Here is a 13590-nt window from a genome sequence, read left to right on the forward strand (position 1 = left end):
CGGCGCAAGCCGCGCGATGGCGTGCCCACCGACAGTCCAACCGCGCAGCACGGTGGGCACGGCGCGATCAAGCAGTTCCAACAAACAACCGCGATCCGGGCGCGCCTTTGCCCACCCTCATATGGGGTCTTGTGAGTCAAGGCTCTATGATAGGTTCGGGGCTGCTTTCGTTCGTATCCTTGAGGCGGACTGGTGGGTGGAGCAAAGCCGACGGCCGCGCGCTCTCCATATAGCGCTGTAGCGGACGGCGGCTTTGCGGTTGGCATGGCGATGCCGGCCTGGGTATCGGGGGTCTACGGTCGAGGACTGGCTTCGAAGATCCTGCAGCTTGTCCGCTGCATCACCTCATATCCGGTCGGATGATGACGGCATCCGAGCCCATGTTCCGCATGCTTGCGGCGAGAAGCCAAGAGGATGAGACCTATCTACAAGACGGCTGGTGGTACAGCCCTAGGGTGGCACGGTCATCATCCATCCTCGCAAGACCGCGGCGAGCCGCGGGCCTGATCGCAAATCCGCTTTAGGCCTTCATCAGCGCGTCCTCAGGCACCAGGCCGGTCTCGAGATAGCGCCACAGCGCCACGATGAGCTTGCGCGCCAGGGCCACGATTGCGATGCGCCTGGCACGCTTGCCGGCGTTGAGCGTGCGGGCCCTGAACCATCGGCTGAGCGCGCTGTCCGGCTGATGAAGGATCCAGAGCCAGGTCAGCTCGATCGCCTTCTGACGGACGTGCGGATTGCCCGCCTTGCTGATGCCCTGCTCGCGATCGATGCCGCCGCTCTTCCATGGGCTCGGCGTCAGGCCGCAATAGCTCGCGACCTCGCGCCGGTTGCGGAACTCCTTGTAGAACAGCTCGCCGGCCAGGGTGGTGGCAAACGCCGGTCCGACACCCTTGAGCCGCTGCAGCTGCTCCCGCCGCGTGGCCATTCTCGCGGGAACGGCAGAGGCCTGCGTCGTATCCTGGCTCTGCTCCAACGCCGCGAGCTGCTCTCGCACCAGCATCAGACGCGCGTGCTCGCGCTTGACCTCGGCCATGACATGGGGCGGCAGCGGCTGGTCCTGCCAGTCACGCTGTTGCTCCAGCCAGGTGAGCCAGTTGCGGCGGCGCGGGTTGCCGACCTGAAGCCCGGACAGCCGCAGCAGCGCCTTGATCCGGTTGGTATGGGCAGTCTGCTCGGTGACCAATCGGTCGCGCTCGCGGCTGATCCGCCGGGCGTCCTCCTGCTCGACTGTCGGCACCCGGCCGATCCGGACTACCCGCGGCTCTCCGCGCAAATGGGCCATCAGCGTCCGCAGCAGCAACTCGCCGTCGATCCGGTCGGTCTTCGCCCGCCGCGCCCGCTGCTCGACCGCGATGCTGGCCGGGTCGAACACCAGATTGTCGATCCCAGCCGCCACCAGCAGCCGGTGCAGCCAGAAGCCGTCATAGCCGGCCTCGTAGCAACTCGCCACGCGCGGCTCCGATCCGAGCTTCTGCGCCGCTCGGACCCGGATCTTGGCGATCAACGCTAGCAGGCCGGCGTGATCGCCGCCCTCCAGCTTGTAGCGCGACATGCGCCCCTGATCGGGACTGTGCACCGTGATCAGCCAGGTCTTCTGACTGAGTTCAATCGCAGCGAAAATTGTGCCAATGTTTGCCGCGGTGGGCGCGCCAAAAGTCAATATCTGCATCTGACTCTCCGAGGGTTCGAGTGTGGAAACCCAAACCTATCGGAAGGGCTCGCTCACCGCTCCCCCATGGAATCTACGCACCGTCCCCCGCGCTACCGTCCTCCCGCCGCCCGCTTCAACAACGCCGCGCGCTGCGGGTCCGTAAAACTCACGCCCGATTTCTTCTCCACCACCTTCACGGCCCATGACCGCATCGGGTCATCATCCACCCGCGCCGGCTCGCGCAGGATGGCGATGCCGATTTCCAGCATCTTGGCGTCGGCCTGATGCTCGATGCCGCCACCTGCGGTGCTCGTCACCACGAACACGCCGGCTGCGGCGCCGATGGCAGCCGCCAGCGCCGCCGTCACGAAGAGTTTCCAGTCCAAGTCTGCCCCCCTGCTCTCATCGCCATTGCGCGGCCACGTTCGAATAGGTTGTTGTCTACGCCATGACCATCCCGCGTCCGCCGTTCGGCAGTGCGGGCATCAGACGACCACAATTGTTCGACTAACGAAGCCGGATGCCTGCGAACTGTGACGTCGTGTGTGACTGCCCGTCGCGTTACCTTGTCGCAGCACGCTGGCCTTGTGCCGTCGGGCAAATCAGCACGATGCTTGCGCCCAACCTGCCTCGTCGAAGAGCAACTGTGCTTTTGAGGTAGGCCGGCGAACGGCCGGCCTCAAGGCTGGCGCGAGACGCGCCCCCGCCTTCGGCGGCTGAAGGCCTTGACCCCGTCCGCTCGCCGTCCTGTTGGCTTGGCATGCGCTCGGTCGTGAACCGAGCGCATGTGGCGCTCGATCAGTTCATCGCAACGCGCGGCTGCGTGGGATTCCATTTTTCGCCGCGGGCGATCATCGTGTTGAGGATGATGATCAGCTTGCGCATACAGGCGATGAGGGCAACTTTCGGCTCTTTGCCCTTGGCGATGAGGTGTTCATAGTAGGTCTTGAGCACCGGATTATGCTGCGTCGCTGCTCCGAGGCAGGGAAGGAACAGGCCGTTTCTCACCCAGCGCCGACCTCCCTTGATGTGGCGCTCGCCTCGGCGCTTGCCGCTGTCGTCGTCGTAAGGGGCAACACCGATCAGGGCAGCGGCGATCCTATCACTCACCTTGCCGAGCTCCGGCGCTCCTGCGATGAGGAGCGCGGAGGTCATGACCGCAAGCCCCGGCACACTTTCAATGATCTCGGCGCGCTCGGCAAATTCCGGCGTCGCCTTGACCCTGGCGAAGATCGCAGCCTCGAGCTTCGCAATCTGAGCCGCGAGCGTCTTCAACACCTGGGAATGGGCTTTCTGCGCCAATCCCGGCACAACATGCTCGGTCTGGTTCTGCAAACGGGTTTTCAGATCCATCAGATTCTTGCGCGCTTTCACCAGCCCCGCCAGTTCCTCGCGTGCAGCATCGTAGATCTGGCTCGGTGCCTCGTCGAACGTCTCGGCGAACCAGGCGATCATCTCTGCGTCTATCGTGTCGTTCTTCGCCAGTCGACCCGCCGACAAGGCGAAGCTGCGAACCCGTTTGGGATCGACGATCCGCACCTCTATCCCGGCCTCGCGCAGCGCCTTGGCCCATTCGCGCTCATAGCCGCCGCTGGCCTCCATGACGGCCTTGGTCACCTTGTGCTTGCGAAGCAAGGCCACCAACTGGCGATGCCCAAGCGAACTGCTCGGGAATGTCTGCCGTACTCCGAGTTTCCGAATGCAGCCGTCCACCTTGTCCTTGGCCACATCGATACCAGCGACACCATTTGCGATCTGTGTCATCATCCACTCCCTTCCTTGCCTTGTATGGGCTCGAAGCCCTTGCAACTGTTCGGGTTGAGGAAGATCACCGGAGCTGTCCCTCGCTCTGATACAGGCTCTGCCGCGTTTGGGGCGTAACGGGCTCAGATCCAGCGACGGGCGGTTTTGCGAGAACCGCCCGTTCGCACATTCTGGCAGATATCGCGTACACAAGGGGCGTAGCGCGCGATCGTCACGACACGCGAGGCGGGCCGCGGTGGACGTCGTGCATCATGCGCATTTCGCGCGGACGAGTGATGCGGGGCGTTCGGTGAAGTCGTGATGTCCTGACACCCCGAAGCTGGTGTCACGTTCGCGGCGATGCCCAGCGCGTCGCGTGGACAATGGTGGCCAACAAGCCCGGCGCACCAGGGAGACCACGTATAAGCCGACAAAACATCGCGCAGGGAAGGCCGGAATGTTCGGCCCACCTGTGGTTCCTGCCCCGTGCATTTTCTGTCGCACGGGGGCCGCGGGTGTGGTGGACACCCGGCCTTCCCTGCGCCCTCGATTTGAGGGCGTCATCGACCGACAGAGCTCGGACCGGACAGGTCGCGGGAACGCGATGTCATGCGCAGTTGATCTCAGACATGAGGGGAAGCGCATCGGACGCTGCCCGAGGAGGAACGGATGCCAGCGACGATGCTTAGCTCCGCAGCATCTGACGGAGGCTTCCATGATCGACAACGATCGCAACGATCCCACTCCCAGGCGCATCAGCACGTTGGCGCTCACGGGCGGCGGCGCGCTCGCCGTGCTGTTCCTCGCCCTCATCGCCTGGCCGTTGATCAGCAGCAATCCGATCGGCACGCCGACGGGCGGAGCCAATCCCTCGTCGGCATCGGACACCACAGTCGGCCGCACCATGCCGGCGCAACAGGCGGCGGAAAGCGCCGTCGGCAAGAACGACCCGGCTGGACAGGCCGATGCCACCGGTGGTCGCGAGCGCGCCATCGAGCAGAGCTCGCAGCCGCTGTCGCTGAGCGATCAGGCGCGCAACCAGGTCAAGGACGTCATCAGCAAGCAGAGGGCGCCGCCGGTGCAGCAGGCCCAGTTCGAGATGATGATCGGCAGCGCCGTTCCCGGACAGGTGCAGCTGCAGGACATCCCGCCGGAGATCACGCAGATCATGAACGGCTATTGGGGCGATCAGTATGTGCTGGTGCAGGACAAGCTCGTCATCGTCGACCAGCACACGCGCCGCGTCGTCGCGATCGTGCCCGGCGTCGCCTGACCCCGTCAGGCGATATCGGGCGCCTCAGTGATCGCAAACCGTCGCTCATGCGCGGAAATGGCGAGGTTCGCCATCCTGAGCCGGTTGGTCTGGCCACAATCGACCATCCGAGAGATCTCGGCCGCCAGGAACTGATAGGTCTCGAACTCGTCGCGGACGGCCCCGGTGCGCCAGAGAAAATCGAGCGCGATGTCGTAGGCCTCGGCGGCCGCGGGCTGTCGGAAGTCACTGAAGATCAAGCGTGCCATCGAGGAGAAGGCGCGGAGGCGAGTCTGGTTCCTATAGCGGGACATGATCTCACCACCTCCATGCCGGTCTGGGCCTCAGCGCGGCACCACCGCGGTGGCCTCGATTTCCACCCGCGCTGCCTTCTCCACCAGCCTGACAACCTGCACCAGCGCCATGGCCGGATAGTGGCTGCCGAAGATCTCGCGATAGATCCTGCCGAGCTCCTTCAGATTGCCGAGATATTCGTCCATGTCGACGACGTACCAGGTGAGCCGTACGAGATGCTCCGGACGCGCGTCGCCCACCGCCAGGATAGCGGCGATGTTCTGCAGCGCCTGCCGGACCTGCGCGATGAATCCGTCGGCCAGCTTCTCCTGCTCGTCCCAGCCGATCACACCGCCGGTGACGACGATGCGCCCCTCGGCGCTGATGCCGTTGGCATAGCCTTTCGGCATCGGCCAGCCGCTCGGCTGCAGCACGCGCAGGCTCGAATCGTCCTGCTTCACCACGGCGAGCGTGGGCGCTTTGGTCGTGCTCACGAACGTCTCTCCCTGTCTCTGCTACGCGGCCGGGCCCGAAGCGGCGGCCGCGGCCTGCGCGATCTGCCGCAAGGCGAACCGCTTCAGCTTGCCGGTCTCGGTCTTGGGCAGCTGCGTCACGAACTCGATCGCGCGCGGATATTTGTACGGCGCGATCTCGCGTTTGACATGTTCCTGCAGCTCAGTCACGAGCGCCGGCGTGCCCTCCGCTCCGGGTGCGAGCACGACATAGGCCTTCACGATCATGCCGCGGGCGTCGTCGGGAGCGCCGACCACGCCGCATTCGGCGACCGCCGGATGCGTCAGCAGCGCCGCCTCGACGTCGGTGCCGGCAATGTTGTAGCCCGACGACACGATCATATCGTCGGAGCGGGACTGGTACCAGAAGTAACCGTCCTCATCCATCACATAGGTGTCGCCGGTGACGTTCCAGCCGTTCTGGACATATTTGCGCTGGCGCTCGTCGGCGAGGTAGCGGCAACCTGTGGGACCGCGCACCGCGAGCCGGCCCATCGTGCCCGGAGGCACGTCGCGGCCTTCGTCGTCGACGATCTTCGCCTCGTAGCCCGGCACCGGCTTGCCGGTCGCGCCCGGACGGATCTCATCCTCGACGGCGCTGATGAAGATGTGCAGCATCTCGGTCGAGCCGATGCCGTCCATCAGCTTCAGCCCGGTCGCCTTCAGCCAGGCATCGAAGGTCGGCTTCGGCAGCGTCTCGCCGGCGGAAACGCATTTGCGCAGCGAGGAGATGTCGCGGCCTTCGAGCTTGCTCAGCATGGCGCGGTAGGCCGTCGGCGCCGTAAAACAGACCGTCGCCTTATAGCGCTCGATGGCCGACAACAGATCGTCCGGCGAGGTCTTCTCCAGCACGACATAGGACGCGCCGATATGCATCGGGAACAGCACGCCGCCGAAGCCGAAGGTGAAGGCGAGCGGCGCGGTGCCAATGAAACGGTCGTCCGGGCTGGCGCGCAACACGTTGCGGGCATAGCCGTCGCACACCGCGAGCATGTCGCGGTGGAAATGCATGGTGCCCTTAGGATCGCCGGTCGTGCCCGAGGTGAAGGCGATCAGACAGAGATCGTCGGAGGCGGTATCGATCGCAGTGAAGTCGGTGCTTGCGTCCGCAATCAGCGCTTCCAGCGCGTCGGGCTGCCCGTTGCCCCAATACACGACCTGCTTCAGCGCCGGCGCGACCGGGCGGGTCTTTTCCATCTCGTCGGCGAGCTTGCCGTCGCACAGCGCCAGCGCGATCTGCGCCTTCTGAATCGGATAGGACAACTCTTTTGCGCGCAGCAGCGGCATGGTCGCCACCACGATGCCGCCGGCCTTGATCGCCGCGAGATAGGTCGCGACCATCATCGGGTTGTTCGCCGAGCGCAGCAGCACGCGGCCGCCGGGAACGAGGCCGAGCTTGCCGACCAGCACGTTGGCGATCTTGTTCACCAGCGCCTGCAGCTCACGATAGGTGTAGCTGACCTCGGTGCTGATGATGCAGGGCGCATCGCCACGGCCTTCCGCAACCCAGCGGTCGAGGAAATGCGTCACGCAGTTCAGCCGCGGCGGATACTGGAATTCGGGACGGCTGAACACGAAGTCCGGCCAAAGCTCGCGCGGCGGCAGATTGTCCTGGGCGAAGGTGTCGACGTGGGCGCTATGCGCGCTCTCCGGCTGCTGAACCTTGGCGGCAGTGGCCATCACACGCTCCTGTCTCAAAGGGAAGGACGCCCGGCACGTTTCAGTCCTAAACATTTTAGACTTAAAACATTTGGGCGCAAGAGGCGAAGAGAGCCGAAGATTGTGCACTGCCCGCAAATTGTTTGAGCGTTTGCCGTATGCAGCGGCTGGCCTGCGGCGTCTTGTCAGGCCGGCCTCAGTCCTGGCGGCGCTGCACGGCCTTCTGTGCGGAGCCCTTGGTCTTGGCGAGCAGCCGCATCAGTTCGCGCACGTCCTTCTCGGTGAGATCACCGAAGATGTCGGCGATCCAGGTCTCGTGCTCGGTGGCCATCTTGCGGAATTCCGCACGGCCGAGCTTGGTCAGCCGTATCACCTGGACGCGGCGGTCGGTGTCGGAGGTGCGGCGATCGAGATGGCCGGATTCAACGAGGCGTTCGACCAGCCCGGTGACATTGCCGTTCGACACCATCATGCGCTTGGACACGTCGGACAGGGTCATGCCGTCGGGCGCCTTGTCGAGCTGCGCCATCAGGTCGAACCGCGGCAAGGTCACGTCGAAGCGCTCGCGCAGCCGGCCGCGGATCTCGCCCTCGATCAGGGTCGTGCAGGTGAGCAGGCGCAGCCACAGCCGCAGCTCCTCGGCATGGTCCTCGGGCAGCTCGACGGCCTTGGTCTCGGAATCAAGCGTCATGACGGAATCACTTGGGGATCACTTGAGAGGGGATCATTTGAAGCAAGTTCAGCCTCGTCGGCGCGGCTCATGAGTTTGACCTTCAGGACCACGCGGGAGCAAGGAAAAACGTACCGCCATTTGCGCCAGACGATCAGCAAGGCAATTCCTTTAACCTTCAAGCAATTGGCGCGCCGCTTGCATACGGCCGAAACTGCCCTTTCCGCAAGCAGCTCGCTTGCAGCTCGGGGCATCATCAGACTAGGCTTGGCTCCAAGCTGCGGTCTGACCCATCATTCGGTCAGGTGCCAAAAACAAAACCTGAATTTCCGCATCCCGGGGGAGTTGTCATGAAAGTGAGTTCGAAGCTGGCCGGTCTCGGCGTCGCGGCGTGCCTGCTGGCGCAGCCGGCGCTGGCCGCCGACAAGATCAAGATCGGCGTCATCGTCACCCTGTCCGGCCCCGCTGCCGCGCTCGGCGGACAGGTCCGCGACGGCTTCAATCTCGCCATCAAGGACCTCGGCGGCAAGATGGGCGGCAAGGACGTCGAGGTGGTCGTCGCCGACGACGAGCTGAAGCCGGACGCCGCGATCACCAAGGTCAAGGGCCTGCTCGAGCGCGACAAGGTCGACTTCGTCGTCGGCCCGATCTTCTCCAACATGCTGCAGGCGATCCACCGCCCGGTCACCGAGAACAAGACCTTCCTGGTGAGCCCGAATGCCGGTCCGTCCAGCTACGCCGGCAAGGAGTGCAACCCGTTCTTCTATGTGACCTCGTATCAGAACGACCAGGTGCACGCGGTGCTCGGCAAGGTCGCGCAGGACCGCGGCTACAAGAAGATGTATCTGCTGGTTCCGAACTACCAGGCCGGGCGCGACTCCGTCGCGGGCTTCAAGCTGGACTACAAGGGCGAGATCGTCGAGGAATCCTACGTTCCGCTCAACACGCTCGACTTCCAGCCGGAGCTGTCCAAGATCTCATCGCAGAAGCCGGACGCCGTGTTCACCTTCATGCCGGGCGGCATGGGCGTGAACCTGGTGAAGCAGTTCAAGCAGGCGGGTCTCGCCGACACCGTTCCGGTGCTCTCGGCGTTCACGGTCGACGAATCCACCCTGCCCGCGCAGCAGGACGCGGCCGTGGGTATGTTCGGCGGCGCCAACTGGGCGCCCAACTTCGACAACCCGCAGAGTAAGAAGTTCGTCGCTGGCTACGAGGCTGCCTACAACATCGTGCCCGGTACCTATGCGATGCAGGCCTACGACGCCGCGCTGCTGATCGACAGCGCCGTGAAGGCGGTGGGCGGTGACCTCGCGGACAAGGACAAGGTGGCCGCGGCGCTGAAGAAGGCCGATTTCGCCTCGCTGCGCGGCAACTTCAAGTTCAACACCAACGGCTATCCGATCCAGGACTTCTATCTGACCAAGGTCGCCAAGCGGCCCGACGGCAAGTTCCAGACCGAGATCGTGCAGAAGGTGTTCGAGAACTACGCCGACCGCTACGCCAAGGATTGCGCAGCCAAGTAACGACAGGGAGTGAAATCACCATGAGCCATCCGGAAATCGCCGGCATCACCCGGGCCAATGAGGGCATCCAGGGCATCTCCTGGAACATCCTCGGCCAGGTCTACGTGCCGAAGAGCCGCACCGAGCACAGCTTCTCCTGGCATGCGACGTTCCCGGTCGGCACCTTCGTGCCGCCGCACATCCATCCCGACCAGGACGAGTATCTCTACATCCTCGAAGGCCGGCTCGACTTCTTCCTCGACGGCGCCGAGGAATACGCCACCGCCGGCGACACGGTGCGGCTGCCGATGGGCAAGCCGCACGGCATCTTCAACAAGTCGCAGCAGACCGCGAAGACCTTGTTCTGGGTGTCACCGACGCGGCGCCTCTACGAGCTGTTCTGGGGGATCCACAACATGCGCGAGCAGAACCCCGACGACGTCGTGAAGCTCGCCGCCGAGCACAACATCCACTTCCTCCCGCCCCCTCCGGGGGCGTGAGGCGACTGAGCGCTTGAGTCACGAGCGTTCGCGCAGCAAACAGTGCACCCCCTCTCCCCGTCCTTCACGGGGAGAGGGCTGGGGTGAGGGGCAGCGGCACGGGCGGTGTACTTTCGAGCCGAGGTTAGGACGCCTGCCGCGTCACCATCCGCGCAGCGAACCCAGCCCGGCTCGCATAGCCCCGCACGATGCCTTCGCGAGCCTCGTAGTTCAGAATGGTGTTGATATCGCTGAACCCCTGCGGCGCAAGCTGCTCCACCGCATCGATCACCCCTTCCGGCCCGCCACGGCGGTTCGACGCCACGATCTCCGCGGTCATCGGCAGCCGCTTCTGCTCATAAGCCATCAGCGCTTGACGCGGATGCTCCGAGCGGGCCAGCGCATCGGCCAGCGCGCGTGCATCGAGGATCGCCTGCGAGGCCCCGTTGGAGCCGACCGGATACATCGGATGCGCGGCGTCTCCCAGCAAGGTGACGCGCCCGCTCGACCAGTACGGCAGCGGATCGCGGTCGCAGCAGGGATATTCCCAGAACTCCGGCGTCGCCCGCACCATCGCGGCGAAGTCGACCTGGGGAATGGAGAAGCCGTTGACATGCGGCATCAGCTCATCAGCCTTGCCGAGCCGCGACCAGTCCTCGCGCCGCGGCGGCGCGGTGTTGGCATCGCCGATGCGCACCAGCACGGCCCAGTTGGTGAGGCGCGTCGCGGGGCTCGAGCCCTCGGCGATCGGATAGATCACCGCCTTGGCGTTGAGGCCGCCGGCGATGATCATGGAACGCCCGGTCAGGAACACCGGCCAGTCCGTGGCGCCGCGCCACAGCATCAGGCCGTTCCAGCACGGCGCGCCCTCGTTCGGGAACAGCGTCTGCCGGACCTTGGAATGAATGCCGTCGGCGCCGATCAGCACGTCGCCGCGCGCGGTGTGAACATGGGAGCCACTGCGGTCGAAGAAATAGGCGGTGACGCCGCCCTCGTCCTGCGTGAAGGATCCGAGCCGGCAACCGGTGTGGACCTTCTCCGGCCCGAGCCGCTGCATCACCGCTTCATGGATCACGCTCTGCAGCCGGCCGCGGTGGATCGAGAACTGCGGCACATCATGGCCGGCGTCGACGCCGCGGGTCTCGTGCCAGACCTCCTGGCCGCGCCGGGTCAGATAGAACAGCTCGTAGGTGCGGATCGCGACCTCATCGAGCCGGTCGAGCAGCCCGAGCTGGGCAAGCTCGCGGATCGCATGCGGCAAGGTGTTGATCCCGACGCCGAGCTCGCGGATCGACTCCGCCTGCTCGAACACCTCGCAATCGATGCCGCGCGCCCGCAGCATCAGCGCCGTGGTCAATCCGCCGATACCGCCGCCAACGATGATCGCCTTCATCGTCCCCTACTCCACCTACATTGCACGCACCGGCCGGCAGCGTCGCACAGCGGCTTACTCCGCCGCAAGCGGCTTCGCAGCCTCGGCCTTCAGCTCCGCCCGCGTTTTCGGTTTAGCCTTAATCTTCAGCTCCTCGAAATCCTGCCGCTCCCGCACGCTGTTGCGGAAAATCTGCTCCTTGCCCGGCAGATATTGCGGCGGGCAGAACATGTCGGCGCCGTACCAGGCGGCCGCCTTCATGGTGAAGGCGGGATCGACGAGATGCGGACGACCGAGCGCGACGAGATCGGCGCGGCCGGCGGCGAGGATAGTATTGACCTGGTCGGCCGTGGTGATGTTGCCGACGCACATGGTCGCGACATGAGCCTCGTTGCGCACCTGGTCCGAGAACGGCGTCTGGAACATGCGGCCGTAGATCGGGCGGGCTTCCCGCACCGTCTGGCCGGTCGAGACGTCGACGAGGTCGACGCCCGCCTCGCCGAACGCACGCGCGATCTGCACCGCGTCGTCGCCGGTGACGCCGCCTTCGGCCCAGTCGGTCGCGGAGATGCGGACCGACATCGGCTTGTGCGCGGGCCACGCCGCGCGCATCGCGGTAAACACTTCGAGCGGGAAACGCAGCCGGTTCTCGAGCGAGCCGCCGTACTCGTCCGTCCGCTTGTTGGTCAGCGGCGAGATGAAGCTCGCGAGCAGATAACCATGGGCGCAATGCAGCTCGAGCATATCGAAGCCGCAGCGGTGACCGCGCTCCGCCGCCGCGACGAAGTCCGCCTTGATTGCATCCATCGACGCGCGATCGAGCTCGCGCGGCACCTGGCTGTCGGGGAAATACGGCAGCGGCGATGCCGACACGACATCCCATCCGCCCTGCTCCAGCGGACGGTCCATGCCGTCCCACATCAGCTTGGTCGCGCCCTTGCGCCCGGCATGCCCGAGCTGCAGCGCAAACTTCGCTTGCGAATTGGCGTGGACGAAATCGACGATGCGTTTCCACGCGGCCTCCTGCCCATCGTTCCAAAGACCGGCGCAGCCAGGCGTGATCCGCGCGTCGCGACTGACGCAGGTCATCTCGGTGAACAGCAGGCCGGCGCCGCCGATCGCGCGCGAGCCGTAATGCACCAGATGGAAATCTCCCGGCATGCCCTCCTCGGCCGAGTACATGCACATCGGCGACAACACCGCGCGATTGGCGAGCGTCATCTCTCGCAACTTGAGCGGCTGGAACATCGGCGCGACCGGTTTGTCGACGTCGACATCGAAGCCCTTTGCTCGGACCTGCCGGGCGAATGCCTTGTCGACCTCTGCCACGAAGTCCGGCGCGCGCAGCGTGAGATTGTCGTAGGTAATCGCCTTCGAGCGCGTCATCACGCCGAAGGCGAACTGCACCGGATCGAAATCCCAGAAGCGGTCGACATGCTCGAACCAGACCAGCGAGACGTCGGCGGCGTGCTGGGTCTTCTCGACCTCCTCGCGCCGGCCGTGCTCATAGAGATCGAGCGCCGCCGGAATGGTCGGCGCGCGCTGCATGGCGTCCGCCAGGGCGATCGCATCCTCCATCGCGAGCTTGGTGCCCGAGCCGATCGAGAAATGCGCGGTCGACTTGGCGTCACCGAGCAGCACCATGTTGTCCTTGACCCAGCGCTTGTTGCGGATCATCGGGAAATTGCGCCACATCGAGCGGTTGATCAGCAGCGGATGATCGCCGAGGAACCAGCCGAAGATCTCCTTCATGCGGTCGGCGGACTGCCGCTCGTCGAGACCGGTCAGGCCAGCCTTCTCGAAAGTCTCGGGATCGGTCTCGAAGATCCAGGTCGAATGCCCCGCCTCATACTGATAGGCGTGCGCGATGAACGGACCCCACTCCGTCTCCTGGAAGATGAAGGTAAAGGCGTCGAGCGGCTTGGTCGAGCCCATCCACGCGAACTTGTTGGCGCGCAGATCGACCTCGGGCTGAAAGTGGTCGACGTATTTCTGCCGGAAGCGGCTGTTGATGCCGTCCGACAGAATCATCAGATCGGCATCCGCAAACTGCCACTCGTCCTCGAGATCGACCTCGAACTGCAGGGTGACGCCGAGCTCTCTCGCGCGCTCCTGGAGAATGCGCAGCAAAGTACGACGCGAGCAGCCGCAGAAGCCATTGCCGCCGACTCGATGCACGGTGCCACGGAAGTGCACGGCGATATCGTCCCAGTAGGCGAACTCCTGGGTGATGCGCTGGTAGCTCGGCAGGTCGTGCTTTTCGAAATTGTCGAGCGTGGCGTCGGAGAACACCACGCCGAAGCCAAACGTGTCGTCGGCGCGGTTGCGTTCGTAGACCGCGATGTCGGCCTTGGGCCGCTGCTTCTTGAGCAATATCGCCGCATAGAGACCGGCAGGTCCGCCGCCGATGATCGCGATCTTCATGAGCGCCTCCACTGGAGAGCCGAGCCAAT

13 protein-coding genes are annotated in these 13590 nt (G+C 64.8%); 4 read left to right on the forward strand and 9 right to left on the reverse strand.

The window, feature by feature from the left end:
* Window positions 1–520: 520 nt before the first annotated feature.
* The 3 genes from BRAD285_RS22390 to BRAD285_RS22400 form a co-directional block, all read right to left on the reverse strand.
* On the reverse strand, window positions 521–1672 hold the full coding sequence (locus tag BRAD285_RS22390; RefSeq protein ID WP_087877664.1) for an IS110 family transposase: 1152 nt from the start codon (window positions 1670–1672) through the stop codon (window positions 521–523).
* A gap of 92 nt (window positions 1673–1764) precedes the next feature.
* Window positions 1765–2040 (reverse strand): hypothetical protein, encoded by a 276-nt coding sequence (locus BRAD285_RS22395; RefSeq protein WP_006611702.1) that lies wholly within the window; start codon window positions 2038–2040, stop codon window positions 1765–1767.
* A 412-nt stretch (window positions 2041–2452) separates the two neighbouring features.
* A complete protein-coding gene (locus BRAD285_RS22400; RefSeq protein WP_087877731.1) occupies window positions 2453–3418 on the reverse strand; it encodes an IS110 family transposase in 966 nt (321 codons plus the stop codon).
* 694 nt (window positions 3419–4112) lie between these two features.
* On the opposite strand from BRAD285_RS22400, the gene BRAD285_RS22405 reads away from it, so the two are divergent.
* Window positions 4113–4670 carry a DUF1236 domain-containing protein gene (locus tag BRAD285_RS22405; protein ID WP_006612941.1) on the forward strand — a complete coding sequence of 186 codons (558 nt, stop codon included), beginning with the start codon at window positions 4113–4115 and terminating at the stop codon, window positions 4668–4670.
* Between the two features lie 5 nt (window positions 4671–4675).
* Here the strand turns inward: BRAD285_RS22405 and BRAD285_RS22410 are convergent, their stop codons facing one another.
* The 4 genes from BRAD285_RS22410 to BRAD285_RS22425 all read right to left on the reverse strand — a co-directional run bounded on the left by BRAD285_RS22410 (window position 4676) and on the right by BRAD285_RS22425 (window position 7805).
* The gene (locus tag BRAD285_RS22410; RefSeq protein WP_006612942.1) at window positions 4676–4909 is read right to left on the reverse strand and encodes a hypothetical protein; all 234 of its coding nucleotides are present in this window, start codon (window positions 4907–4909) and stop codon (window positions 4676–4678) included.
* An 84-nt stretch (window positions 4910–4993) separates the two neighbouring features.
* Complete coding sequence (locus BRAD285_RS22415) at window positions 4994–5437, reverse strand: RidA family protein (protein WP_006612943.1); 444 nt, start codon at window positions 5435–5437, stop codon at window positions 4994–4996.
* A gap of 21 nt (window positions 5438–5458) precedes the next feature.
* Entirely contained in the window at window positions 5459–7135 is a 1677-nt protein-coding gene (locus BRAD285_RS22420) for a benzoate-CoA ligase family protein (RefSeq protein WP_006612944.1), read from the reverse strand.
* A 175-nt stretch (window positions 7136–7310) separates the two neighbouring features.
* Entirely contained in the window at window positions 7311–7805 is a 495-nt protein-coding gene (locus BRAD285_RS22425; RefSeq protein ID WP_006612945.1) for a MarR family winged helix-turn-helix transcriptional regulator, read from the reverse strand.
* 69 nt (window positions 7806–7874) lie between these two features.
* Between BRAD285_RS22425 and BRAD285_RS35475 the strand changes: the two genes are divergently transcribed.
* The 3 genes from BRAD285_RS35475 to BRAD285_RS22435 are packed head-to-tail and all read left to right on the forward strand — an operon-like array spanning window position 7875 to window position 9786.
* Window positions 7875–8138, forward strand: a complete 264-nt coding sequence (locus BRAD285_RS35475; RefSeq protein WP_139020647.1) for a hypothetical protein — start codon at window positions 7875–7877, stop codon at window positions 8136–8138.
* Window positions 8135–9307, forward strand: coding sequence for an ABC transporter substrate-binding protein (locus BRAD285_RS22430; RefSeq protein WP_006612946.1), 1173 nt, complete (start codon window positions 8135–8137; stop codon window positions 9305–9307). The genes BRAD285_RS35475 and BRAD285_RS22430 overlap by 4 nt, the downstream gene beginning before the upstream one ends.
* Window positions 9308–9327: 20 nt before the next feature.
* Window positions 9328–9786 (forward strand): cupin domain-containing protein, encoded by a 459-nt coding sequence (locus BRAD285_RS22435; RefSeq protein ID WP_006612947.1) that lies wholly within the window; start codon window positions 9328–9330, stop codon window positions 9784–9786.
* Between the two features lie 124 nt (window positions 9787–9910).
* Here BRAD285_RS22435 and BRAD285_RS22440 read toward each other — a convergent pair whose 3' ends face one another.
* Together BRAD285_RS22440 and BRAD285_RS22445 are read right to left on the reverse strand one after the other, a co-directional pair.
* Complete coding sequence (locus tag BRAD285_RS22440; protein ID WP_006612948.1) at window positions 9911–11158, reverse strand: flavin-dependent oxidoreductase; 1248 nt, start codon at window positions 11156–11158, stop codon at window positions 9911–9913.
* 54 nt (window positions 11159–11212) lie between these two features.
* On the reverse strand, window positions 11213–13561 hold the full coding sequence (locus BRAD285_RS22445) for a bifunctional salicylyl-CoA 5-hydroxylase/oxidoreductase (protein WP_035647082.1): 2349 nt from the start codon (window positions 13559–13561) through the stop codon (window positions 11213–11215).
* Window positions 13562–13590 lie beyond the last annotated feature (29 nt).

Origin of the sequence: Bradyrhizobium sp. ORS 285, from assembly GCF_900176205.1 — a bacterium.
GTDB lineage: Bacteria > Pseudomonadota > Alphaproteobacteria > Rhizobiales > Xanthobacteraceae > Bradyrhizobium.